Origin of the sequence: Cupriavidus oxalaticus (assembly GCF_038900635.1) — a bacterium.
Lineage (GTDB): Bacteria > Pseudomonadota > Gammaproteobacteria > Burkholderiales > Burkholderiaceae > Cupriavidus > Cupriavidus oxalaticus_B.
Map to the genome: position 1 here is coordinate 119,030 of NZ_JAYMRX010000020.1, position 22,833 is coordinate 141,862.

Below are 22,833 nucleotides of genomic sequence, written 5' to 3' on the forward strand. Positions count from 1 at the left end.
GCCGGGCGGCGCAAGCGGCTGGAACGCTTTCATTGGCCGGCGCGGATCTGCAGCAGGTAGCCGAAGCCGCGCACGGTCATGATCTCGACATCGCTGTCCTCGAGCTTCTTGCGCACGCGGTGCACGTAGACCTCGATCGCGGTGTCGCCCACGGTATCGCCGCCTTCGCCGGCGGGGTGGGCAAAGGTGGCCAGGTGGTCCTGCAGCTGCGCCTTGCTGACCACGCGGCCCTGGCGCTGCAGCAGCAGCTCGAGCACCGCGAACTCGCGCGGCGACAGTTCCAGCGGCCGGGCGTCGATGAACATGCGGCGGTCGTTGCCGGACAGGCGCAGGCGGCCCAGGCGCACGTCGCGCTCGGGCGCCGCCTCGCCATGCTGGCTGCGGCGCAGCAGCACGCGCACGCGCGCTTCCAGCTCGGGCAGGGCGAAGGGTTTGATCAGGTAGTCGTCGGCACCGGCGTTCAGGCCCGAGAGCTTGTCTTCCAGCTCGTCGCGCGCGGTCAGGATGATGACCGGGGTAGTGCGGTTGCGGGCGCGGTAGCGCGCCAGCAGGGTCATGCCGTCGATCCCGGGCAGGCCCAGGTCTAGGATGACCAGGTCGTGCTGCTCGCGCAGCAGGTGTTCGGTGGCATAGACGCCGTCGTGAACGACGCGTACCTGGTGGCCGGCGCGGGACAGGCCGGCTTCGACGCCGCTGGCAATCTGGCGGTCGTCCTCGATCAGCAGGATACGCATGGCGGCTCGGGCAGGAGGTTGGGCATGGCTGGAAGGAGGGCCCATGCAGCACACGCAGGTGCGGGCCTGCCGCAGATTGTACTAGGCGCGGACCGCTGCTTCCTTACGGTTTGCCTACATCCGCCCGGATATCTGCTGCCGTGCCGGGTCTCAGTCAGGCACTACCAGTGCCGCCGCGGCGCGCTCGATAAAGTGGGCCAGGTCGATGTCGCGCTGCGTGAGGCCGTTGGCGTCGTGCGTCGACAGCGTGATGTCGACGCGGTTGTAGACGTTGAACCACTCGGGATGGTGGTCGGCCTTGTCGGCCTGGATCGCGACGCGCGTCATGAAGCCGAAGGCGGCATTGAAGTCATGGAAGGTAAAGCGCTTGAAGATCGCGTCGCGGTCCTGGACGGTGGTCCAGCCGGGCAGTTCGGCGAGCAGCGTGGCTCGGGCTTGCGGGGACAGAGGGGTCATGGTGGGCTCGATCTGGGTCTTGGGAAATCGGCAAGCAGCGTCCAAGGACGCCGCCAAAGCGGACAGCCGGCCCGCCCGCGCCGTGGCGGCGGGCATGCCGGCATTGTTTCACAAAGCGGGAAGCGCGGCAGGTGTCCTCGGACTCAGATGTCGTCGGTGTCGGCCCAGCCTTCGCGGGTACCGACGTTGATCACCTGGTCGCCCGGCACCACGTCGCCGGCGCCCAGCGTGGGCTGCGCGCGCAGTTCCTGGTACAGCGGAGCGAAGTCCGGCCGGGTCGCGTCGAACAGCTGCTCGAAGCTGTCGATCACGAAGTAGGTCTTCTGGAAGGTGTCGATGCGGTAGCGCGTGCGCATGATGCGGCGCACGTCGAAACCGATCCGGTTGGGGCTGGCCGAATCGAGGCTGTAGATCGATTCGCCCTGGCTCGACAAGATGCCCGCGCCGTAGATGCGCAGCCCTTGCCCGGTGCGGATCAGGCCGAACTCCACCGTGTACCAGTACAGGCGCGACAGCATGTCGAGCGCGCCCATGCCGGCCGCCTTCAGGCCGCCCTTGCCGTAGGCCTCCATGTAGTCGGCAAAGACCGGGTTGATCAGCAGCGGCACGTGGCCGAACACGTCGTGGAAGCAGTCCGGCTCCTGCAGGTAGTCCAGCTGCTCGGGCTTGCGCATCCACCAGCTGGCCGGGAATCGGCGGTTGGCCAGGTGCTCGAAGAACACCTCGTCCGGCACCAGACCGGGCACGGCGACCACCTGCCAGCCGGTGGCGCGCATCAGGGTCTCGTTGAGCTGGCCGAAATCCGGCACGCGGTCCTTCTCCATGCCCAGCGTGGCCAGGCCCTGCAGGAATTCGTCGCTGACCCGGCCCTGCAGCATCGACGCCTGGCGCTCGTACAGCTTGCGCCAGATGGCGTGGTCGGTGCTGGTGTAGCGGTGCACCGGCTGCTCGATGGTGAAGTCGGGGCGCAGCGCCTGGCCGGACAGCAGGCCTTCGTCGAACTGTTCGCGCAGCTTGTCGGTGAGGGTGCCCTGGAAGGCGGCGGGGGCTTCGGTGGCGGCCATGGCGGGTGCGGACATGGGTTTGTGTCTCCTGTTATGCGTGGTCGCTGCGGCGCGGCAGCTTGGGATGCGGATTTACTGCGTAGTTTAGTGACGGTATGCCGCATATATGCCGCAAAATCAGCTTGTGTCGAGTCGACCGTGCATGTAACGTGCGTGATGCGATGACTCAGTGCGGAATTTGTGTATGACTGCCCAAAGCGTCTCTCTCGACCCCTTCGACCTGGCCCTGCTGGCAGCGTTGCAGGCCGACGGCCGCTCCACCCACCAGCAACTGGCCGAGCGCGTGCACCTGTCGCCCAGCCAGGTCGGCCGCCGCCTGGCGCGGCTCGAAGCCGATGGCGTCATCACCGGCTACCGCGTCAGCCTGTCGACCCAGGCATTGGGGCTGGGCGTGCTGGTCTTTATCAGCGTCAAGTTGGCGCACCACGGCGACACCATCGTCGAGCGCTTCCGCGAGGAAATCCTGCTGCTGGAAGAGGTGCAGGAGTGCTACTCGGTGGCGGGCGAGGCCGATTACCTGATCCGCGTGGTCGTGCCGGACCTGCCCACGCTGGCGGAATTCACCATGAAGCGGCTGATGCGGGTGCCCGGCGTGGAGAGCGTGCGTTCCAATATCGTGCTGACCGCGATCAAGTGCGAGGGGGCCTTGCCGCTGTCGCACCTGCGCTGAGCCGGAACTCGGGGTCGGCACTGAATCCGGCATTCAATCCTTTCCCGGGGTGTCTTTCAGGATTGCGCGCGGCCTTGCACTCCTGTGGCGTGCGTGTCACCCTCGCCGGGTGCCACAAAGTGGCGGAAAAGGGAGGATGGCAGGATGAAGGGAATCGTTGCCGGAGCCGGTCGGGACCTTGGCAGGAAGCAGCCAGCGCGCGCGTCATGCGCCGCGGCATTGGCGCTGGGCGGCGCGCTCGCGCTGCTTGCCGGCATCCAGCCCGCCGGGGCAGCCCAGGTCACCCGCTTTTCGCCGGAAGGCACGGTGGGGCAGGTCAGGCAGGTGGCGATCCGCTTCGACGAGGCCATGGTGCCGATGGGCGACGTGCAGGCCGCAGCGCCCGCCGCCGTGTCCTGCACCGGCGCCAGCACCAGCGGCCAGGCGCGCTGGGTCGACGCACGGAACTGGGTCTATGACTTCGCCAGCGATCTGCCGCCCGGCGTGCGCTGCAGCGTGCGCATGCGCACCGGGCTGAAAAGCGTTGCCGGCACCGCCTATGCCGGTAAGCCGGAATACCGCTTCGAGACCGGCGGCCCGACCGTGATCGCCAGTCGGCCGTCCGGCGGCGAGATCGAGGAAGACCAGGTCTTCGCGCTGCGCTTCAACGGCCCGGCCACGCCGGCGTCGGTACGCGAGCACGCCTGGTGCCAGGCGCAAGGGCTGGGCGAACGCATCCCCGTGCGGTTGCTCACCGGCAAGGAACGCGACGACCTGCTCGCGGCAATCCACTGGACCAGGCTGGCCAAGCCCGCGCCCGATGCCGTGCACCTGCTTGCCTGCCAGCAGCGGCTGCCGGCCGCGGCGCGCGTGCAACTGGTGCTAGGCGCGGGCATCGCCACGCCGTCGGGTGTGGCCACGCGCGACGAGCGCCGCTTCGACTACACCGTGCGCGAGCCCTTTACCGCCAGCTTCAGCTGCGAGCGCGAGCACGCGCAATCGCCGTGCACGCCGCTGCGGCCGATGTCGGTCACGTTCTCGGCGCCGGTGCCGCGCAAGCAGGCCGAGCAGGTGGTGCTGAAAACACCGTCCGGCCCGCGCGCGCCGCGGTTCGATCCCGACCTGGCCCCGGATGCCAGCGTCAGCGCGCTGACCTTCGCCGCACCGTTCGCCGAGAAGGCGCAGTTCACCATCGAGGTACCAAGGAATCTGAAGGACGACAGCGGTCGCACACTGTCCAATGCCGACCTGTTCCCCCTCAAGGTCGCCACGGCGTCCATGCCGCCGCTGGCCAAGTTCGCCGCCGCGCCGTTCGGCGTGGTGGAGCGCTTCGGCGAGCTGCCGCGCGGCAAGGCGCCCGCCGACTATCCGCCGCTGTTGCCGGTAACGCTGCGCAATGTCGAGGCCGACCTGGCCGTGCGTGGCATCCAGGCGCGTGCCGGCACGGTGATGAAGCTGCGCGTGGACGACGATGCCGCGGTGATGCAATGGCTCGGCCTGGTGCGCCGCATGCATGAGGCCAGCTATACCCGTGGCGAGCTCGACGCGGTGCTGGCGGGCCGCTCGCCATACCGCGTCAGCAACCCGCGCAACGCGGTGCCGATCGAGACGCGCTCGGTGTCGTTGCTCGAGCGCGCGCCCGGCGTGCAGAAGCTGGCCGTACCCAAACCATCGGGCGACGGCCCGCGGCCGTTCGAGGTGGTCGGCATCCCGCTGCCCGAGCCGGGCTTCCACGTGATCGAGATCGCTTCGCCGATGCTGGGCGAGGCGCTGCTCGGCAAGCGCGCGCCGATGTTCGTGCGCACCGCTGCGCTGGTGACCAACCTGGGCGTGCATTTCAAGCTGGGACGCAGCCCGGGCAACGAGGACGACGGCAGCCGCAGCGGCCTGGCGTGGGTCACGGCGCTCGACGACGGCAAGCCGGTGGCCGACGCCGCCGTCGCGGTGCGCGACTGCAGCGGGCGCCTGCTGGGTGAGGGCCGCACCGACGCGAGCGGCGTGGTGCGCTTTGCCAGACTGGAAGCTGTGCCGGAGTCGAATTGTGACCAGAACGGGCTGTCCGGATATTTTGTGTCGGCGCGCATCGCCGCCGGACATCCGCAGGCGCGCGGCAAGGCCGACATGGCCTTCGTGATGTCGGACTGGAACCGCGGCATCGAATCCTGGCGCTTCAACGTGCCCACCGACACCAGCACCGCGCCGACGGTGCGCGCGCATACCATCTTCGACCGTACCTTGCTGCGCGCCGGCGAGACCGTGTCGATGAAGCATTTGATCCGCACCGAGACCGAGCAGGGCTTTGCCTTGCCGCCGGCGAGCCGCCCGCTGCCGACGCGCGTGGTGATCCGCCACGACGGCAGCGGCCAGACCTACGAGCTGCCGCTGCAGTGGCGCCAGACGGCCACGGGCGGGCGCAGCGCGGAAAGCACGTTCCAGGTGCCGCCCGCGGCCAAGCTCGGCGTCTATACCGTCGAGCTGGAAACGCAGCAATCGCAGCAGACGCAGCAGGGTGGGGGCGCGGACGCCCGCAACGAAGGCTCGCGTACCTATCCCAGCGGCAGCTTCCGCGTCGAAGCGTTCCGCCTGCCGGTGCTTGCCGGCACGCTGCAGCTGGCCGACAAGGCCGGCGCCGCGATCGCGCCGGCCGAGCTGCCGGTCGGCGTGGAAATCCACTACCTGTCGGGCGGCGGCGCGGCCGGGTTGCCGGTGCGCGTATCGGCGCTGCTGCGCGACAGGAGCGTCAGCTTCCCCGGCTATGACGAGTTCTCGTTCAACCCCCCGCGTCCGCAACGCGAAAGCGACAGCGGCGACGAGGAAATGGATGATGCGGACCAGGCCGACGACGGTCAGAAACTGGTGGCGGACAAGCTGCCGCTGACGCTGGACAAGAACGGCAACGGCACCGTCACGCTGCGCAAGCTGCCCAAGACCGACGCGCCGCGCGACCTGGTGCTCGAAGCCGGCTTCGCCGACCCCAACGGCGAGATCCAGACGCTGCGCCAGACCGTGCCGCTGTGGCCGGCCGGCGTGGTGGTCGGCATCCGTACCGAAGGCTGGGTCTCGGTGAAGCAAAAGCTGGCGGTGCACGGCGTGGTGCTGGATCTCAACGGCAAGCCGGTGGCCGATGCCCCGGTCAAGCTCAATGCGCGCGCGCGCATCACCACCTCGGCGCGCAAGCGCGTGGTCGGCGGCTTCTACCGCTATGACAACCGCACCGAGACGCGCGACCTCGGCACCGTGTGCGAGACCCGCACCGATGCGCAGGGCCGCGCGCGCTGCGAGGTGGCGCTGGAGCAGGCCGGCCAGGTCGAGCTGGTGGCAAGCGCGCGCGACAAGGAGGGGCGCACCGCGCAGGCCGCTTCGACGGTATGGGTCACGCGCCAGGGCGAACTGTGGTTCGGCGGCGAGAACCACGATCGCATCGACCTGTTGCCGGAGAAGAAGTCCTACGCCCCTGGAGATACCGCGGTGTTTCAGGTGCGCATGCCGTTCCGCCACGCCACCGCGCTGGTGGCGGTGGAGCGCGAGGGCATCTACCAGACCCAGGTGGTCGAGCTGCATGGCAGCGACCCCACGGTGCGCGTGCAGGTCAAGCCGGAGTGGGGGCCCAATGCCTACGTCTCGGTGCTGGCGCTGCGCGGGCGCTTGCATGAAGTGCCGTGGTATTCGTTCTTTACCTGGGGCTGGCGCCAGCCTGGCGAGTGGTGGCGCGCCTTCCGCAGCGAAGGCCGCGAATATGCCGCGCCGACGGCACTGGTCGACCTGTCCAAGCCGGCGTTCCGGCTCGGGCTGGCCGAGATCAGGGTGGGCAATGCCGGACATCGGCTCGATGTCGCGGTGACTCCCGACAAGACCACCTATCCCGTGCGCGGCAAGGCGCGCGTGGCGATCCAGGTCAGGTTGCCCGACGGCAAGCCGGCCGCCAATGGCGAAGTCGCGCTCGCCGCGGTCGACCAGGCTCTGCTGGAGCTGATGCCCAACACCAGCTGGGACCTGCTTGATGCCATGCTGCAGCGGCGCGGCTATGGCGTGGAAACCTCGACCGCGCAGATGGAAATCATTGGGCGCCGCCACTACGGGCGCAAGGCGGTGCCAGCCGGCGGTGGCGGCGGCAAGAGCCCGACGCGCGAGCTGTTCGACACGCTGCTGCTGTGGAACCCGCGCGTGCAGCTCGATGCCGAAGGACGCGCCAGCCTGGAAGTGCCGCTCAACGATTCGCTGACCAGCTTCCGCATCGTCGCGGTGGCCGACCTGGGCGTGGGCCGCTTCGGTACCGGCAGTGCCACCATCGCCGCCACGCAGGACCTGCAGGTGATCTCGGGCCTGCCGCTGCTGGTGCGCGAGGACGACCGCTACCGCGCCATGTTCACGCTGCGCAATACCACGAAGCGCGCCATGACGGTGCAGGCGAGCGCGCGCGCCACGCTGCTCGGCAACGATGGCACGCTGCCGGCGCAGACCGTGCAGATTCCGGCGGGTGAAGCGCGCGAGATCGGCTGGGACGTGACCGCGCCCACGCTGCTGGCGTATGCGCGCAGCGGTACCGTGATGTGGGAAGTGCAGGCGAGCGAGCAGGGCGGCGGCAATGCCGGCGACCGCATCAAGGTCTCGCAGCAGATCGTCCCCGCGGTACCGGTGACGGTGCAGCAGGCCACGCTGGCGCAGGTGGCGCCGTCGCTGTCGGTGCCGGTCAAGGCGCCGCCGGGGGCGCTGGCGGATCCTGCCGGCAAGGTGCGCGGCGGGCTGCAGGTGAACTTCCAGTCGTCGCTGGCGGGCGGCATGCCGGGCGTGCGCGAATGGTTCCGCAACTATCCGTTCACCTGCCTGGAACAGCGTGCGTCGAAGGCGATCGGCCTGAACGACTCGGCCGCGTGGGAAGCGCTGATGACGCAGTTGCCGTCATACCTCGATGCCAACGGGCTGGCTTCGTATTTCCCGCTGGCTTCGGACAGCGACTATGGCAGCGAGGTGCTGACGGCCTACCTGCTTGCGGTGACCGACGAGGCCGCGCGCGCCGGGTTGGCGCTACGCATTCCCGACGCGCAGCGCGCGCAGATGGAGCGCGGACTGGCCGACTTCGTCGAAGGCCGCATCCGCCGCGACAGCTGGTCGCCGGTGGGCGGCACGCAATACCTGGAGGCGCGCAAGCTGGCCGCGCTCGAAGCGCTGTCGCGCACCGGCCACGCGCAGGCGCGCATGCTGGATGCGATCCAGATCCTGCCGGCGCAGTGGCCGACCTCGGCGCTGCTCGACTGGACGCTGCTGCTGACGCGCATGGCCGATATCCCGCAGCGCGAGCAGCGGCTGGCCGAGGCGCAGCAGCTGCTGCGCTCGCGCCTGACGGTACAGGGCACGCGGCTGGCGTTCTCCACCGAGCGCAACGACAACTGGTGGTGGATGATGGCCGGCGGCGATACCAATGCGGCGCGGCTGCTGGCGCTGGCCGCCGAACTGCCGGGCTGGAAGGAAGATGCGCCGCAGCTGGCCACCGGCCTGATCGGCCGGCAGGTGCGCGGCGCCTGGGGCACCACCACCGCCAATGCGTGGGGCATGCTGGCGGTGACGCGCTTCGCGCAGGTGTTCGAGAAGACGCCGGTGGCGGGCAGCACGCGCGTCTCGGTGAGCAACGCCGCCGACGCCACGCGCAGCTTCGACTGGGCCCGTGCGCAGCGCAACGACGGCGTGGCGCAGGGCAGTGTCGAGCTGCCGTGGCCGGCGGGCGCGGACGGCGGCACGCTGCAGGTCGAGCAGGCCGGCGCCGGCCATCCGTGGGCGACGGTACAGGCGCTGGCCGCGGTGCCGGTCACCGCGCCGCTGGCGGCGGGCTACCGCATCAGGCGCACCGTCACGCCGCAGGAGCAGGCCGTGTCGGGCAAGTGGTCGCGCGGCGACGTTTACCGCGTCAAGCTCGAGATCGATGCGCAGGCCGACATGACCTGGGTGGTGGTCAGCGACCCGGTGCCAGCCGGCGCCACCATTCTCGGCAGCGGCCTGGGCCGCGATTCCCAGATCGCCACGCGCGGCGAGCGGCGCCAGGGCGTGGCCTGGCCGGCCTACACCGAACGCACACCGCAGGCCTATCGCGAGTACTTCGGCTACCTGCCCAAGGGCACGGTGTCGGTCGAGTACACGGTGCGCCTGAACAACGCCGGCGAGTTCTCGCTGCCGCCGTCGCGCGTCGAAGCGATGTATGCGCCCGATGTGTTCGGCGTGGCGCCGAACGCGCGGCTGGTGGTCGGGGCACGCCCATGAGCTGGATCGCGCTCAGGATGCCGGCGCGGGTGCGCGAGTGGTGGCTCGCGGGTGCGCTGGCGGGCGTGATCTATGGCGCCTTGCTGGTACAGGTGTCGATGGAGCTGCCCGAGGGAGCGCCATTGACCGGGCAGATCGCCATGCAGCCGTTGTGGAAGACCGCGATGGCGTTGCTGCTGGCGCGCGCCGCGTGGTTCCACCGGCCGCTGCCGGAACGGCGCTGGCTGGTGACGGCGCTGGTGTGCTCGGCCATTGGCGATTTCCTGCTGGCGGTGCCCGTGCTGTCGTTTTCGTTCGTGGGCGGGCTGGGAGCCTTCCTGCTCGCGCACCTTGCGTACCTGCGGCTGCTGGTGCCGCTGGCCGGCGACCTGCGCCCGCACCGGCTGATCGCATGCGGCGCCATGCTGGGCGTGGCCGGAACCATGCTGGGCCGCTTCTGGCCCAATCTCGGCACGCTGGCGGTGCCCGTGTCGCTGTATGTGGGTGTGCTGGCGGCGATGGCGTGCAGCGCGCTGGTGGCGCGACTGCCGACGCCGCTGGCGGCGCTGGGCGCGCTGTGCTTTGCCGCGTCGGACATGATGATCGGCATCGCGCGTTTCCTGGTGCCGTTCGAGACTTTCGCGCTGGGCATCTGGTGGACCTATGCCGCGGCGCAGGTGCTGCTGGTGGCGGGCATCGTGTCGGGACGGTCTCAGCCATGAGGCTCATGAAGGGGCGCGGCGCGCGGCTGGCGTGGCTGGCGCTGCTGCCGCTGCTGTGGAGCGGTCACGCCGCCGCGCTGCCGGCTTTCGCGCAGGTGCGCGACGACTGGCGCAGCGCCGACGTGGTGGTGCTGGACCGCCACGGCGACGTGGTCGGCCGCGTACGCGACGATTTCCGCGCGCGCCGCGGCGACTGGGTCACGCTGGCGCAGACTTCGCCGGCATTGCGCACGGCCATCGTGCTGTCGGAAGACAGGCGCTTCTACGCGCATAGCGGGGTCGACTGGCAGGGTGTGGCCGCGGCGGCGTGGGCCAACCTGTGGAACACGCGCACGCGCGGCGCCTCCACGCTGACCATGCAGCTGGCCGGACTGCTGGACGACGACCTGCGCCGGCCGGGCGCGGCGGCGCAGGGGCGCAGCTTCACGCAGAAGGTCGGCCAGGCCGCGGGCGCGGCGATGCTGGAGCGCAGCTGGAGCAAGGACCAGATACTTGAGGCGTACCTGAACCTGGTGCCGTTCCGCGGCGAACTGGTCGGGCTGTCGGCGATGTCGCAAGTGCTGTTCGGCAAGTACCCGGAAGGGCTCGATGCGCGCGAATCGGCGCTGGCGGTGGCGCTGGTGCGCGCGCCCAATGCGCCGGCCGTGCAGGTGGCACGCCGGGCCTGCGGCATCCTGCGCGAAATGCGGTTGCCGCGCCAATGCGAAGGGCTGGAAGGCTACGCGCAACTGGCGCTGCTGCGCACCGGGCCGGTGGCGCAGCGTAACGCCACGGCGTTGGCGCCTGCCACGGCGCAGCAGCTTGCCCCGCATCTCGCACGCCGGCTGGTCAGCGACGCGCGCGCGCAGCTGGCGCCGGGCGCGCTCATGCCCGCGCGCATCGTATCGACGCTCGATGGCCGCCTGCAGCGCGTGGCGGCAGCAAGCCTCGACCGGCACCTGCGCGAGCTGGCCGGGCGCCATGTCGAGGATGGCGCGGTGGTGGTGATCGACAACGCCAGCGGCGACGTGCTTGCCTATGTGGGTTCGTCCGGCGCACTGTCGTCGGCCGCGCAGGTCGACCACGCCGCCGCGCTGCGCCAGGCCGGCTCGACGCTCAAGCCTTTCCTGTACGCGCAGGCGCTGGAGGAACGGCGCCTGACCGCGGCGTCGCTGCTAGACGACCGGCCGGTGAACCTGCCGGTGGGCGGCGGACTGTATGTGCCGCAGAACTACGACCACCGCTACGCCGGCTGGGTCAGCACGCGGGCGGCGCTGGCGGCATCGCTGAACGTGCCGGCGGTACGCACGCTGGTGATGGTGACTCCGCACCGCTTCCACAAGCGGCTGGTAGCGCTGGGCCTGCCGCTGACCGAGGCGGGCGATTACTACGGCTACAGCCTGGCGCTGGGCAGCGCCGACGTGTCGCTGCTGGCGCTGACCAATGCCTACCGCGCGCTCGCGAGCGGCGGGCGCTATGCGCCGCCGCGGCTGCGCGAAGGTGCGCCTGTGGCTGCGCCGGTCGCGGTCATGCAGCCGGCCGCGAGCTACGTGATCGGCGATATCCTCGCCGACCGTCACGCCCGTGCCCGCACCTTCGGCCTCGACAGCCCGCTGACCACGCGCTTCTGGACCGCGGTCAAGACCGGCACCAGCAAGGACATGCGCGACAACTGGTGCATCGGCTGGTCGCAGCGCTATACCGTGGGTGTGTGGGTCGGCAACGCCAGCGGCGCGGCCATGCGCGACGTTTCCGGGGTCTCCGGCGCGGCGCCGGTGTGGCATGAAGTCATGGAAGCGCTGCACCGCGCGCAAGGCAGCCGCGCGCCGGAGATGCCCGCGAGCGTGCAACGCGTGGCCGTGAGTTTCGATGATGGCCTCGAGCCCGCGCGGGAGGAGGTGTTCCTCGCCGGTATGGCAATCTCGCGCGTCAGCGTGAGCAAGCCCGCGGCGGCGGCCGGCACCTCTCCGGCGATCGCCAATCCGGCCAACGGCACCGTGTTCGCGCTCGACCCCGACATGCCCCCCGCGTCGCAGCGCGTCTGGTTCCAGGCGGAAGGCGTCGCCGGCCAGTCCGCGCGCGCGGTCAGCTGGCGCATGGACGGCAAGCCGCTCGGCCGCGGCGCGGAGGTGGCGTGGCTGCCATGGCCGGGCCGCCATCAGGTGGAACTACTAGACGCGGCAGGCAAGGTCGTGGACCGGATCGGCATCGAGGTGCGTGGCGCATCGGTGCGCGCGCCATCCGCGCCATCCGCGCCTTCTGCGCCTGCCAGGCGCTGACTTCGCTGCGCGGCCGTCGCGCATAATGGCCGCTTCACCATCCAGCCGGAGCGCCCGCATGTCCCTGCTTCCCCTCGATGCCGCCAGCACGGCGGCCCGCCTGCCGTATCCCGAACTCGCGCGCGCCATCGCCGACATGCTGGCCGAACTGCGCGACGGCACGGCCATGGCGCCGCCGCGCATCGCGCTGCCGGTGGGCGATGCCGAACACGGCGAGGGTACGTTGCTGGTGATGCCGGCGCGCAACCGCAACCTGGTGATGACCAAGAACATCACCGTGCACCCAGGCAATCCGGAGCGCGGGCTGCCCAATATCCTCGGCGAAGTGGTGGTGGCCGACGCGTATACCGGCGCGCGGCTTGCGATGCTCGACGGGCCGACGGTGACCGGCCGGCGCACCGCGGCGGTATCGCTGCTGGCGGCGCAATGCTTCGCCGCGCGCACCGGCGGCGAACTGCTGATCGTCGGCGCCGGTGTGCAGGCGCTGACGCACCTGGAGGCCTTTGCCGACGGGCTGGGCGTGCGCAAGGTGTGGCTGCAGTCGCGCACGCGCGACAAGGCCGAGGCGCTGGCCGCTCAGGCGCGTACGCTGGGCGTCGACGCCGAAGTGACCGACACCGTTGCCGCGGTGCTGCCGCGCGTGTCGATGGTGGTCACGGTCACGTCCAGCCGCAGCCCGGTGCTGCCGGATCTGGACAGCGGGCTCTGGCGCGACGACCACTTCATCGCCGCCGTCGGTGCTTTCCGCCCCGACATGTGCGAGTTGCCGCCGCAGCTTTGCCATGTGGCCGCCGACCATGGGCGCCTGCTGGCCGATACGCTGTTCGGTATCGAGGAAGAGGCGGGCGACCTGCTGCAGGCGGGCATCGACTGGGGCACCGTGCAGCCGTTCGAGACGGCGATCTTGCAGGCGGATGCGATCCGCGCGCGCGGCGGGAGCCCGCTGGTGTTCAAGAGCGTGGGCTATGCGCTGTGGGACCTGGCGGCGTGCGTGCTGGCCAGCCGCGCCTGACGCCGGCCGCCGGGCCATTCAGCCGGCCCGCGCGCGCAGCCAATCGCTGAACAAGGTACGCGCCGGTGCCAGGAAGCGGGCGATCGGCTCGCTGCGGTCGCTGGCGTACCAGTGGACATAGCAGCCGTGCAGCGTCGCCACGATCAGGCGCGACATCTCGGGCGGCAGCGGCTGGCCCGGCAGTGACAGCACCGCGGCCAGGTCGCGCACGTGCGCGTCCCAGCTGTGCCGGATCTGTTCGCGCACGCTGGCCGGCACGCCGGCGGAGAACAGCAGGCCAAGCACTACGCCCTTGGCCTCGGGGTTGGCGGTGAAATAGTCGGCGACTTCGTCGAACAGGTGTTCGAGCCGCTGCTGCGGCGTCTTGCCGTCATGCCTGGCGACACCCACAAGCTCGTGCCCGAAGTCCTCGAACAGGCTGGTCGCGGCCTGCGCCAGCAGCATTTCCTTGCTGCCGAAATGCCAGAGCAGGCTGCTCTTGGCCACCCCGGCCTGAGCGGAGACCTGGTCGAGCGTCACTTCGGAGTAGCCTAGTGCGCTGATCAGCTCACGAGTGACGGCAAGAATCCGGTCGCGCGTTTCCAGGCCGCGGCGGTTCTTGATCGCTGCGTGCGGGGATTTGGTGGGCGGAGGCATTGAGGACGGCATACGGGGCGGGACGGGTTTCAGAATTTTCAGGCCGGCAGCCATTTGACAGTAGAGGCGCTCTGCAAGCAAACTGCGATATTGTACTGAATGTTCAGAACAATGTTGTGGCGCGATCTCGCCGACAGCGCCTGAAGGAGACCCGCATGTCGTTCCCGACTTCCACTGCCGCGGCTTTCGCCGCAGCCCTCGCCGCAATCCTGGCTTTCGCCGGCACTTCCGGATCAGCCAACGCCGCGCCTGCACCGGCCAATCCGGCCAGCGACACCACGGCCCGCGCCCAGGCCGCAGTGCTGCAGCAGCTGCCGTTCCAGAACCAGCGCGATTTCGAGGACGCGCGCCGGGGCTTCATCGGCACCATCGACAGTGGCGAGATCCGCGATGCGCAAGGCGGGGTGGTGTGGTCGCTGGATTCGTACCGCTTCCTCGACAAGGATGCCGCGCCGGCGACGGTCAATCCCAGCCTGTGGCGGCAGGCCCGGCTGAACATGAACCACGGCCTGTTCCAGGTGACCGACCGCATCTACCAGATCCGCGGCTTCGACATCTCCAACATGACGATCATCGAAGGCGACACTGGCCTGATCATCATCGACCCGCTGACCGCCACCGAGACCGCCCGCACGGGCCTGGAGCTGTACTACAAGCACCGTCCCAGGAAGCCGGTGGTGGCGGTGATCTATACGCACAGCCATGCCGATCACTTCGGCGGCGCCAAGGGCGTGATCAGCGAGGACGACGTCAAGGCGGGGAAGGTCAAGGTGCTGGCGCCCGAAGGCTTCATGGAGGAGGCGGTCAGCGAGAACGTCTTTGCCGGCAACGCGATGAGCCGCCGCGCCCAGTACATGTACGGCACCAACCTGCAGCGTTCGGCCACCGGCCAGGTCGATGCCGGGCTGGGCAAGGCGGTTGCGCAGGGCACGCTGACGCTGGTGCCGCCGACCGACCTGATTACCAGGACCGGCGAAACCCGCACCATCGACGGCGTGCAGATCGAATTCCTGATGGCGCCCGGCACCGAGGCCCCCGCCGAGATGCTGATGTACCTGCCCCAGTGGAAGGCGCTGTGCGCGGCCGAGGATGCCACCCACAACCTGCATAACCTGTACACCATCCGCGGGGCGCAGGTGCGCGACGCCAACCAGTGGTGGCGCGCGCTGGACGAGACCATCGACCGCTTCGGCGGCCGCACCGAGGTGCTGTTCGCGCAGCACCACTGGCCGACCTGGGGCCGCGACAATATCGTCACCTACCTGGGCAAGCAGCGCGATGGCTACAAGTACATCCACGACCAGTCGCTGCGTCTGGCCAACCTGGGCTACGTGCCGGCCGAGATTGCCGAGCGCGTGAAGCTGCCGCCATCGCTGGCCTCCGAATGGCACCTGCGCGACTACTACGGCACCGTCAGCCACAATGCCAAGGCGGTCTACCAGCGCTACCTCGGCTGGTACGACGCCAATCCCGCCAACCTGAACCCGCTCCCGCCCGAGGATGCCGGCAAGCGCTATGTCGAGTACATGGGCGGCGCGGCGCGCGTGCTGGAGCAGGCGCGTGCGTCGTATGCGCGCGGCGAGTACCGCTGGGTGGCCGAGGTGCTCAAGCACGTGGTCTTTGCCGATCCGGGCAACCAGGCCGCGCGCCGGCTGCAGGCCGATGCGCTGGAGCAGCTCGGCTACCAGGCCGAGTCGTCGACCTGGCGCAATGCCTACCTGACCGGCGCGGCCGAGTTGCGCGACGGCGCGCCCAAGTCAACGCGCCGCACCGGCAGTCCCGACGTGCTGCGGGCGATGACCGACACCATGTTCCTGGACTACCTGGCGATCAGCCTGAACGGCGATCGCGCCGCGGGCAAGACTGTCGCGATCAACTGGGTCCAGCCCGACACCGGCAAGCGCTACGCGCTGACGGTCGAGAACGGCGTGTTCCGCTACAAGGCAGGCGCGCAGCACGCCGCACCGCAGGCCACGCTGACGATGCCGCGCGCGGTGCTGACCGGCGTGCTCGCGGGGCAGACCACGCTGCAGGCGGAGACCCAGGCCGGCCGCGCGAAGGTCGATGGCGACCCGCAGGCGCTCGCTGCATGGGTGGCGCTGATGGACAAGTTCGAGCCGAGCTTCGCCATCGTCACGCCCTGAGCCCGATTCCCGCCGTGCGAGGGAGGGGGCCAGGCGGGCGCTGTTGCGCGGTCGGCCCCTAAACCCTCGTATTGTTCAGGGTTTTTTCCGGCGCGCGGCATAAAGCGTTGCGCCGATGCAGCGTTTACCCGGCCTGGTCAGGCTTCCAGACCGGGTTTTTTAGTGGTTAACCCTTCCTTTAGGGGGCGTCCTCTACGAATCTGTATCGTCGGTGAAACAGCCTGCTCCTACACGCCGGATAATGCATGCGGCAGTAAATGAATGAGGAGTAAGAGGACTATGAAACCGAACTACAAGAAGATGCTGGCGGCTGGCGCTGTCATGGCGCTGGCGGGAGCCGCACAAGCACAGTCGGCTGGCAGCAATATCGTCAGCCTGGGCTGGTTCCGCGTGATGCCGAACAGCTCCGCCGACCCGATGACCGTCGACAGCATCAATGGCCGGCCTGTCAACATCACCCGCGCCAATACCGGCGCCGATATCGAAAGCGCCGACACCCTGGGCCTGGCGTTCTCGCACTTCTTCACGGATAACATCTCGGGCGAGCTGGTCGCCGGCATTCCGCCCAAGCATGACGTCACGGGCACCGGCGATTACGCCAAGTACGGCAAGCTCGGCTCGGTCAAGCAGTGGAGCCCGGCGCTGCTGGTCAAGTACCACTTCTTCGACGCCAAGACCAGGTTCCGCCCGTATGTCGGCATCGGCGTCAACTACACCTGGTTTACCGACGAAACCATCACCAACCAGCAATTCGTCGATGGCGCGTTCGGCATCCCCGGCGCCAAGATGACCGCCAGCGCCAATCCGTCGTGGAACCCGGTGTTCAATATCGGCGCCAACTATGCGATTAACGACAACTGGTTCGTCGGCCTGTCGGTGTCGTACCTGCCGCTGTCGACCCGTGCCACGCTGACCACGCAGGCTGGCCCGGTGACGATCGTTTCGCACACCAAGATCAAGATCGATCCGGTGGTGACTTTCCTGAGCGTGGGCTACCGCTTCTGAGCGCAGCGCTACGGCCTATGTGAAAAGGGACGCCCGGGGGCGTCCCTTTTTGCTGCAAGCCTGCCGCTTACGACACGGACTTGACCGGATAGCCAGCGTCTTCGATTGCGAGCCGCAATGCCTGCGTATCGGCGCCGCTGTCCACGCGCACGGCCTGGGTCGGTACGTCGGCGCTGACCTTGGCGGCCGGGTCAACCGCCTGCACGGCACGCGTGATGGCGCCGACGCAATGATTGCAGGACATGCCTTCGACCTGGAACTGGATCATGCTGGAAACCTCCTGAAGGGGATGAATGGCGGCACGGCGCCGCGACAGACATAGTGTGAACCTTGCCATGGTGGGAAGCGCAAGCGGATTTTCAAAGTGCCGCGAAAGACATGCGGTTTCGACCTTGACCTTCCCATGATGGTAAGGTCCATGATGCTGACATCGACACTGTGGATGACCCAGAACCATGACGAGTTCCAGCGCTGTGCTCTCTCCGCAACCTGCCAAGGCCTTTGACGACGCGCCCGAATGGCGCCTGCCGGTCGAGGGCATGACTTGCGCTTCGTGCGTGCGCCGCGTGGAGAACGCGCTGGCGCGCGTGCCGGGCGTACACGACGTAGCCGTCAACCTTGCCACCGAGGCCGCCACCCTCCATGCCGACTCCGCGGCCGTGCTGCCGGCCGCCGCACGCGCCGTGGCCGACGCCGGCTATGCGGTGCCGCAGGACACCGTCGAGCTGCAAGTCACCGACATGACCTGCGCGTCGTGCGTCTCGCGTGTGGAAAAGGCGCTGCGCGCCGTGCCGGGCGTGGTGGGGGCGCAAGTCAACCTCGCCACCGAACGCGCCACGGTCACGGTGCTGCGCGGCACTGCCGATGACGCAGCGCTGGTTGCCGCCGTGGCACGCGCGGGCTATGGGGCCATGCCGGCGGCCGGTGCCGAAGCCGGCGCAGCGGCGTCGGCGCAAGCCGCGCGCACGCCTGCGTTCTGGGACGGCCCCTGGCCGGTGGCGATTTCGGCCGTGCTGTCGCTGCCTCTGGTCGCGCCGATGGTGCTGGAATGGTTCGGCGTGCACTGGATGCTGCCGGCCTGGGTGCAGTGGCTGCTGGCGACGCCGGTGCAGTTCGTGTTCGGCTGGCGCTTCTACAAGGCTGGCTGGAAGGCGGTGCGCGCGGGCGCCGGCAATATGGACCTGCTGGTGGCGCTGGGCACGACCGCGGCCTACGGCCTGTCGCTGTGGCTGATGTGGCGCACGCCTGCCGATGCCATGCCGCATCTGTACTTCGAAAGCGCGGCGGTGGTGATCACGCTGGTGCGGCTGGGCAAGTGGCTGGAGACGCGCGCCAAGCGCCAGACCGCCGAGGCCATCCGCGCGCTGGCGGCGTTGCGCCCCGATACCGCGCGGGTGCGCCGCGGCGGCCAGGAAGCCAGCGTGCCGCTGGCATCGGTGCGTGTTGGCGACGAGGTGGTGGTGCGCCCGGGCGAGCGCATCCCGGTCGACGCCGAGGTGATCGAAGGCAGCAGCCACGCGGACGAGTCGATGCTGACTGGCGAGAGCGTGCCGGTGCCCAAGAAGCCGGGCGACCGGCTGACCGGTGGCGCGATCAATTTCGAAGGGCTGCTGGTGGCGCGCACCGTTGCCGTCGGCGCCGAGACCGTGCTGGCGCGCATCATCCGCATGGTCGAGCATGCGCAGGCAGCCAAGGCGCCGATCCAGCGCATGGTGGACCAGGTCAGCGCGGTCTTCGTGCCGGTGGTGCTGGTCATCGCGCTGGTGACGGTGCTGGGCTGGGGGCTGCTGGGTGGAAACTGGGAAGCGGCGCTGCTCAACGCGGTGGCGGTGCTGGTGATCGCCTGCCCGTGCGCGCTGGGGCTGGCCACGCCCACCGCGATCATGGCGGGCACCGGCGCCGGGGCGCGAGCCGGCATCCTGATCAAGGACGCCGAAGCGCTGGAAGTGGCGCATCGCGTCAGCGTGGTGGCGTTCGACAAGACCGGCACGCTGACGGTCGGCAAGCCCGAGGTGGTGGCGCTGCATGCCGCCGATCCTGCCGATGCCGACGGCAGCGCGCTGCTGGCGCGGCTGGCCGCGCTGCAGGCCGGCAGTGAACACCCGCTGGCGCGCGCGGTGCTGGCCGCGGCGCAGGTGCGCGGCATCGCCGTACCGAAGGCCGGGGACGTCCAGGCGCTGCCGGGCCGCGGCATCGCCGGCGTGGTCGACGGCCAGTCGCTGCAGCTCGGCAGCGAACGCCTGCGCGAATCGCTCGATGCTGAAGCGGGTACGCTGGCGCCGGTGGCGCAGCGGCTGCGCGATGAGGGCCGCACCGTGTCGTGGCTGGTCGAGACCGCGCCGCCGCGCGTCGTCGGGCTGGTGGCGTTTGGCGATGCGATCAAGCCGGGCGCGCCCGAGGCGATTGCCCGGCTGCGCGCGGCAGGTGTGCGCACCGTGATGCTGACCGGCGACAACGCCGGTGCGGCGGCGCGGGTGGCGCGCGAGCTCGGCCTCGACGACGTTCAGGCCGAGGTGTTGCCCGAGGACAAGGCCGCGCGCGTGCAGGCGCTGGGACAGGGCGGTGCGGTCGTGGCGATGGTCGGCGACGGCATCAACGATGCGCCGGCGCTGGCGGCGGCCGATGTCGGCATCGCCATGTCGACCGGCACCGACGTGGCCATGCACGCAGCCGGCATCACGCTGATGCGCGGCGACCCGGCGCTGGTGGCCGATGCGCTGGCGGTCTCGCACCGTACCGTGCGCAAGATCCGGCAGAACCTGTTCTGGGCATTTTTCTACAACGTGGTCGGCATCCCGCTGGCGGCGGCGGGGCTGCTGAACCCGGTGGTGGCGGGCGCGGCGATGGCGTTCTCCAGCGTCAGCGTGGTCGGCAACGCCTTGCTGCTGCGGCGCTGGCATCCGCAGTCCGGCGCGGCGGCCACGGCACAGGGAGGCAAGCGATGAATATCGGCGAAGCGGCGCAAGCGTCGGGCGTGTCGGCCAAGATGATCCGGCACTACGAATCGATCGGCCTGGTGGAAGCCCCGCCGCGCACCGAGGGCGGCTACCGGCGCTATGACGAGCGCGCGGTGCATACCTTGCGCTTCGTGCGGCGCGCCCGTAATCTGGGCTTCTCGCTCGACGAGATCCGCGACCTGTTGTCGTTGTGGCGCGACCGCGGGCGCGCCAGCGCCGACGTCAAGGCGCTGACGCTCCGGCACGTGGCCGACCTGGAGCAGCGCATTGCCGAGCTGGCGGCAATGCGCGATACGCTGCGGCAGCTGGCGCAGCATTGCAGCGGCGATGATCGGCCGGATTGCCCGATCCTGGCCGATATCGCGGACGTGCCTGACACTGGCTACGCGCGCCACGTGGCGCGGGCAGGACAGGGCTGTCACTGATCGGCTTTCGGCCGTTTGGCGCGGTTACGCAGCACTACCAACAACAATGCCGGCGCACACCCCCGGCACGCCGCAGAGGAGACCGTAGCGCATGGCACAACCGATGACGGACGATCCCGCTTCCGCTTCCGCTTCCGCTTCCGCTGGCGCTGGCGCTGCTGGCCCAGCTGGCGTTACTGAGGCACTGGGCACCACTACGGCCGCTGGCCCCGCCATGGCGCACGCACCCGTGCAAAGCCGCCAGCGCATGCGCGACGGCACCGAACTGCTGCTGCGCACCTGGCTACCCGATCCCGGCCGCTTTGCAGAACCGCTTGGCTCGGTGCTGCTGGTGCACGGGCTTGCCGAACACGCCGGACGCTACCAGCACGTCGCCGACCTGCTGTGCGGATTGGGATTGCGCGTGCGCGCATTCGACCTGCGCGGCCACGGTGCCAGCGGCGGCGCGCGCATGGTGGCCGATCATCCTGACATCTATCTGGAGGACCTGGCCGAGATCTATGACGCCGCGCTGCATGGCTGGAATGAGCTCCCGATCCTGCTTGGCCACAGCATGGGCGGGTTGATCGCGGCGCGCTTTGCCACCGCGCGCGTGCGCCCGGTGCGCGCGCTGGTGCTGTCATCCCCCGCGCTGGCGTTGCGGCTGGCGCAGCCGATGCTGGCGCTGCACCGCGTGCTCCTGACGCTGGCGCCGCGCCTGCGCGTGCCCAACCCGATCGACGCGCGGCACCTGTCGCACGATCCGGCCGTGGTGGCGGCCTACCGAGCCGACCCGCTGGTGCAGACCACCATCACCGCCAGCGTTCTGGAGAGCTTTATCCGCGGCATGGCGCAGGCACAGGCCGATGCCGCGCGGCTGGAGGCGCCGATGCTGATGCTGGTCGGCGGCGCCGACCGCGTGGTCGATCCCGCGGGCAGCCGCAGCTTCTTCGACAATGCGCCGCCCGACCTGCGCGCCGAGGTCTGGTATCCGCACGGCTTCCACGAGATTTTTAACGAAGCACAGCCGCTGCGCGGCGAAGTATTCGCGGCGCTGGGCGACTGGCTGCGGCGGCACCTGCAACCCTCTGCGACCCCTGCGCCGCCGTCGGCCTAAGTCCGGAACACGGTCTCCGCCACGCCGAACACCGCGGCTACCACCGGGTCGTCGCGGCGCGTTGCCAGGCAGATCAGCGTCAGCTCGGTCTGCACGGACATGCCCTCGACGATCACCAGGCCGTGCGCATGCGACTCGCGCAGCGCAATCGAATCGCGTACCAGCGACAGTCCCACGCCGGAGCGGACCAGATCCAGCATCGATGCTTCCTGGTCCACCTGCGCTACCTTGGGTACGCCGGCTGCGTCGACACCCGCCTGCGCGAAGCGCTCGCACAGCAGGCGGTGATGCGCCGACTCGGGCGGCGTCCAGATCCACGGCAGCGTTGCCAGCTGCGCCCATGAGCGCAGCGCGGTGCGTTCTTTCCAGCCTTTGGGTGCAACCACGTAGTAGGAGAAGGGCGTCAGCGTGAGCGCATGGAAGCTCGGGTCGACCGGTTGGCCGAGGTAGAAGCCGACGTCGAGCGCGCCGCTGCGTACCTGTTGCAGCACCCAGCCCGACATGCCGTGGCGCAGTTCGGTGCCGATCTGCGGATGGCGTTCGACCAGCGTGCGCAGCATCGGTCCCAGACGCGTGAATTCCGGGTCGAGGATGGTTCCGATCGCGAGCCGCCCGCGCACCGTGTGATGCATGGCATTGACGGTGTGCTGCAGGTCGCCCACGCCGTCGAGGATGCGTTCGGCCAGTGGCAGCAGCGCAGCGCCGTCCGCGGTCAGCGTCAGGCCGGCGGCGGTGCGTTCGAACAGCTTGAGGCGCCACGCCGACTGCAGCGCCTTGAGCTGGAGGCTGACCGCGGGTTGGGTCAGGTGCAGGCGCTGCGCGGCGCGGGTCAGATTGCCTTCGCGGGCGACGGCAACGAATGCACGCAGATGGTGGAGGTCCAAGGGAATGAGGGCGCTCGACGCGTGGGTGGTGCGGCGCAATATTTAGCGCGGCTTATATTGCGTTTGACGATAAATCATTGGACGGGGCGGTGCAACTGCACCAAGCTTGCGCTCATCACGGCCCGCTGCGGCATGCGCGGCAAGCGACGTTGCGGCGATGTCATTACCGCGCGCAATGATGCGGCCGATCCTCGATATCCGGAATCAAGCAGGAGTGGAAGTGGAAGACATCCTTGCAGAAGCCAGCGCTGTGCAAACTATCGTTGGACATTACATCGGCGGCCGGCAGACGCGTGGCGCGTCGCAACGCCTGTCCGATATCTTTAACCCTGCAATCGGTGAAGTTGCCGCGCGCGTGGCGCTCGCCACCACGCAGGACGTAGCCGAGGCCGTTGCCGCCGCCAAGGCCGCGTTTCCCGCATGGTCCGAGACCCCGCCGCTGCGCCGGGCGCGCATCCTGTTCAAGTTCAAGGAACTGCTCGACCAGCACCATGACGACCTGGCCGCGCTGATCACGCGCGAGCATGGCAAGGTGTTCTCCGATGCCAGGGGCGAAGTCA

The 22,833-nt window shown here is 69.5% G+C and carries 17 protein-coding genes; 11 read left to right on the top strand and 6 right to left on the bottom strand.

Translation table 11 applies throughout. The annotated features are described in order from the left end of the window. Positions 1 to 29: 29 nt before the first annotated feature. The 3 genes from VSR71_RS26055 to phhA form a co-directional block, all read right to left on the bottom strand. Positions 30 to 734 (bottom strand): response regulator transcription factor, encoded by a 705-nt coding sequence (locus VSR71_RS26055; RefSeq protein ID WP_115678953.1) that lies wholly within the window; start codon positions 732 to 734, stop codon positions 30 to 32. Between the two features lie 150 nt (positions 735 to 884). Further along, on the bottom strand, positions 885 to 1,190 hold the full coding sequence (locus tag VSR71_RS26060) for a 4a-hydroxytetrahydrobiopterin dehydratase (RefSeq protein WP_029046489.1): 306 nt from the start codon (positions 1,188 to 1,190) through the stop codon (positions 885 to 887). Positions 1,191 to 1,333: 143 nt separating this feature from the next. Further along, positions 1,334 to 2,254: a phenylalanine 4-monooxygenase gene (phhA, locus tag VSR71_RS26065; RefSeq protein ID WP_428979464.1), complete on the bottom strand. Its 921-nt coding sequence runs from the start codon at positions 2,252 to 2,254 to the stop codon at positions 1,334 to 1,336. A 184-nt stretch (positions 2,255 to 2,438) separates the two neighbouring features. Between phhA and VSR71_RS26070 the strand changes: the two genes are divergently transcribed. The 5 genes from VSR71_RS26070 (at position 2,439) to VSR71_RS26090 (ending at position 13,126) form a co-directional block, all read left to right on the top strand. After that, positions 2,439 to 2,924: an Lrp/AsnC family transcriptional regulator gene (locus VSR71_RS26070; RefSeq protein WP_029046491.1), complete on the top strand. Its 486-nt coding sequence runs from the start codon at positions 2,439 to 2,441 to the stop codon at positions 2,922 to 2,924. Between the two features lie 144 nt (positions 2,925 to 3,068). Continuing rightward, on the top strand, positions 3,069 to 9,155 hold the full coding sequence (locus tag VSR71_RS26075) for an alpha-2-macroglobulin family protein (RefSeq protein WP_342916666.1): 6,087 nt from the start codon (positions 3,069 to 3,071) through the stop codon (positions 9,153 to 9,155). Then, the gene (locus VSR71_RS26080) at positions 9,152 to 9,856 is read left to right on the top strand and encodes a lysoplasmalogenase (protein WP_342916667.1); all 705 of its coding nucleotides are present in this window, start codon (positions 9,152 to 9,154) and stop codon (positions 9,854 to 9,856) included. Before VSR71_RS26075 ends, VSR71_RS26080 begins: the two co-directional genes overlap by 4 nt. Continuing rightward, a complete protein-coding gene (pbpC, locus tag VSR71_RS26085; RefSeq protein WP_428979460.1) occupies positions 9,853 to 12,114 on the top strand; it encodes a penicillin-binding protein 1C in 2,262 nt (753 codons plus the stop codon). The genes VSR71_RS26080 and pbpC overlap by 4 nt, the downstream gene beginning before the upstream one ends. Positions 12,115 to 12,172: 58 nt before the next feature. Next, the gene (locus VSR71_RS26090) at positions 12,173 to 13,126 is read left to right on the top strand and encodes a delta(1)-pyrroline-2-carboxylate reductase family protein (RefSeq protein ID WP_342916668.1); all 954 of its coding nucleotides are present in this window, start codon (positions 12,173 to 12,175) and stop codon (positions 13,124 to 13,126) included. An 18-nt stretch (positions 13,127 to 13,144) separates the two neighbouring features. Here the strand turns inward: VSR71_RS26090 and VSR71_RS26095 are convergent, their stop codons facing one another. Further along, the gene (locus VSR71_RS26095) at positions 13,145 to 13,762 is read right to left on the bottom strand and encodes a TetR/AcrR family transcriptional regulator (RefSeq protein WP_342916669.1); all 618 of its coding nucleotides are present in this window, start codon (positions 13,760 to 13,762) and stop codon (positions 13,145 to 13,147) included. Positions 13,763 to 13,917: 155 nt separating this feature from the next. Between VSR71_RS26095 and VSR71_RS26100 the strand changes: the two genes are divergently transcribed. After that, on the top strand, positions 13,918 to 15,906 hold the full coding sequence (locus VSR71_RS26100) for an alkyl/aryl-sulfatase (protein ID WP_342916670.1): 1,989 nt from the start codon (positions 13,918 to 13,920) through the stop codon (positions 15,904 to 15,906). Between the two features lie 279 nt (positions 15,907 to 16,185). Then, positions 16,186 to 16,911: an OmpW/AlkL family protein gene (locus tag VSR71_RS26105; protein ID WP_342916671.1), complete on the top strand. Its 726-nt coding sequence runs from the start codon at positions 16,186 to 16,188 to the stop codon at positions 16,909 to 16,911. Between the two features lie 67 nt (positions 16,912 to 16,978). Here VSR71_RS26105 and VSR71_RS26110 read toward each other — a convergent pair whose 3' ends face one another. After that, positions 16,979 to 17,179 (bottom strand): heavy-metal-associated domain-containing protein, encoded by a 201-nt coding sequence (locus VSR71_RS26110; protein WP_342916672.1) that lies wholly within the window; start codon positions 17,177 to 17,179, stop codon positions 16,979 to 16,981. A 187-nt stretch (positions 17,180 to 17,366) separates the two neighbouring features. On the opposite strand from VSR71_RS26110, the gene VSR71_RS26115 reads away from it, so the two are divergent. The 3 genes from VSR71_RS26115 to VSR71_RS26125 all read left to right on the top strand — a co-directional run bounded on the left by VSR71_RS26115 (position 17,367) and on the right by VSR71_RS26125 (position 21,389). Further along, entirely contained in the window at positions 17,367 to 19,856 is a 2,490-nt protein-coding gene (locus VSR71_RS26115; RefSeq protein ID WP_342916673.1) for a heavy metal translocating P-type ATPase, read from the top strand. Continuing rightward, positions 19,853 to 20,293, top strand: coding sequence for a Cu(I)-responsive transcriptional regulator (gene cueR / locus VSR71_RS26120; RefSeq protein ID WP_342916674.1), 441 nt, complete (start codon positions 19,853 to 19,855; stop codon positions 20,291 to 20,293). Before VSR71_RS26115 ends, cueR begins: the two co-directional genes overlap by 4 nt. Positions 20,294 to 20,384: 91 nt before the next feature. Beyond that, a complete protein-coding gene (locus VSR71_RS26125) occupies positions 20,385 to 21,389 on the top strand; it encodes a lysophospholipase (protein WP_342916675.1) in 1,005 nt (334 codons plus the stop codon). Here the strand turns inward: VSR71_RS26125 and VSR71_RS26130 are convergent. Then, positions 21,386 to 22,273, bottom strand: a complete 888-nt coding sequence (locus tag VSR71_RS26130; protein WP_342916676.1) for a LysR family transcriptional regulator — start codon at positions 22,271 to 22,273, stop codon at positions 21,386 to 21,388. The two genes, VSR71_RS26125 and VSR71_RS26130, sit on opposite strands and share 4 nt — an antisense overlap. A 220-nt stretch (positions 22,274 to 22,493) precedes the next feature. Between VSR71_RS26130 and VSR71_RS26135 the strand changes: the two genes are divergently transcribed. Next, positions 22,494 to 22,833, top strand: a 340-nt coding sequence (locus VSR71_RS26135; protein WP_428979461.1) for an aldehyde dehydrogenase family protein, incomplete at its 3' end; no start/stop codon positions are given.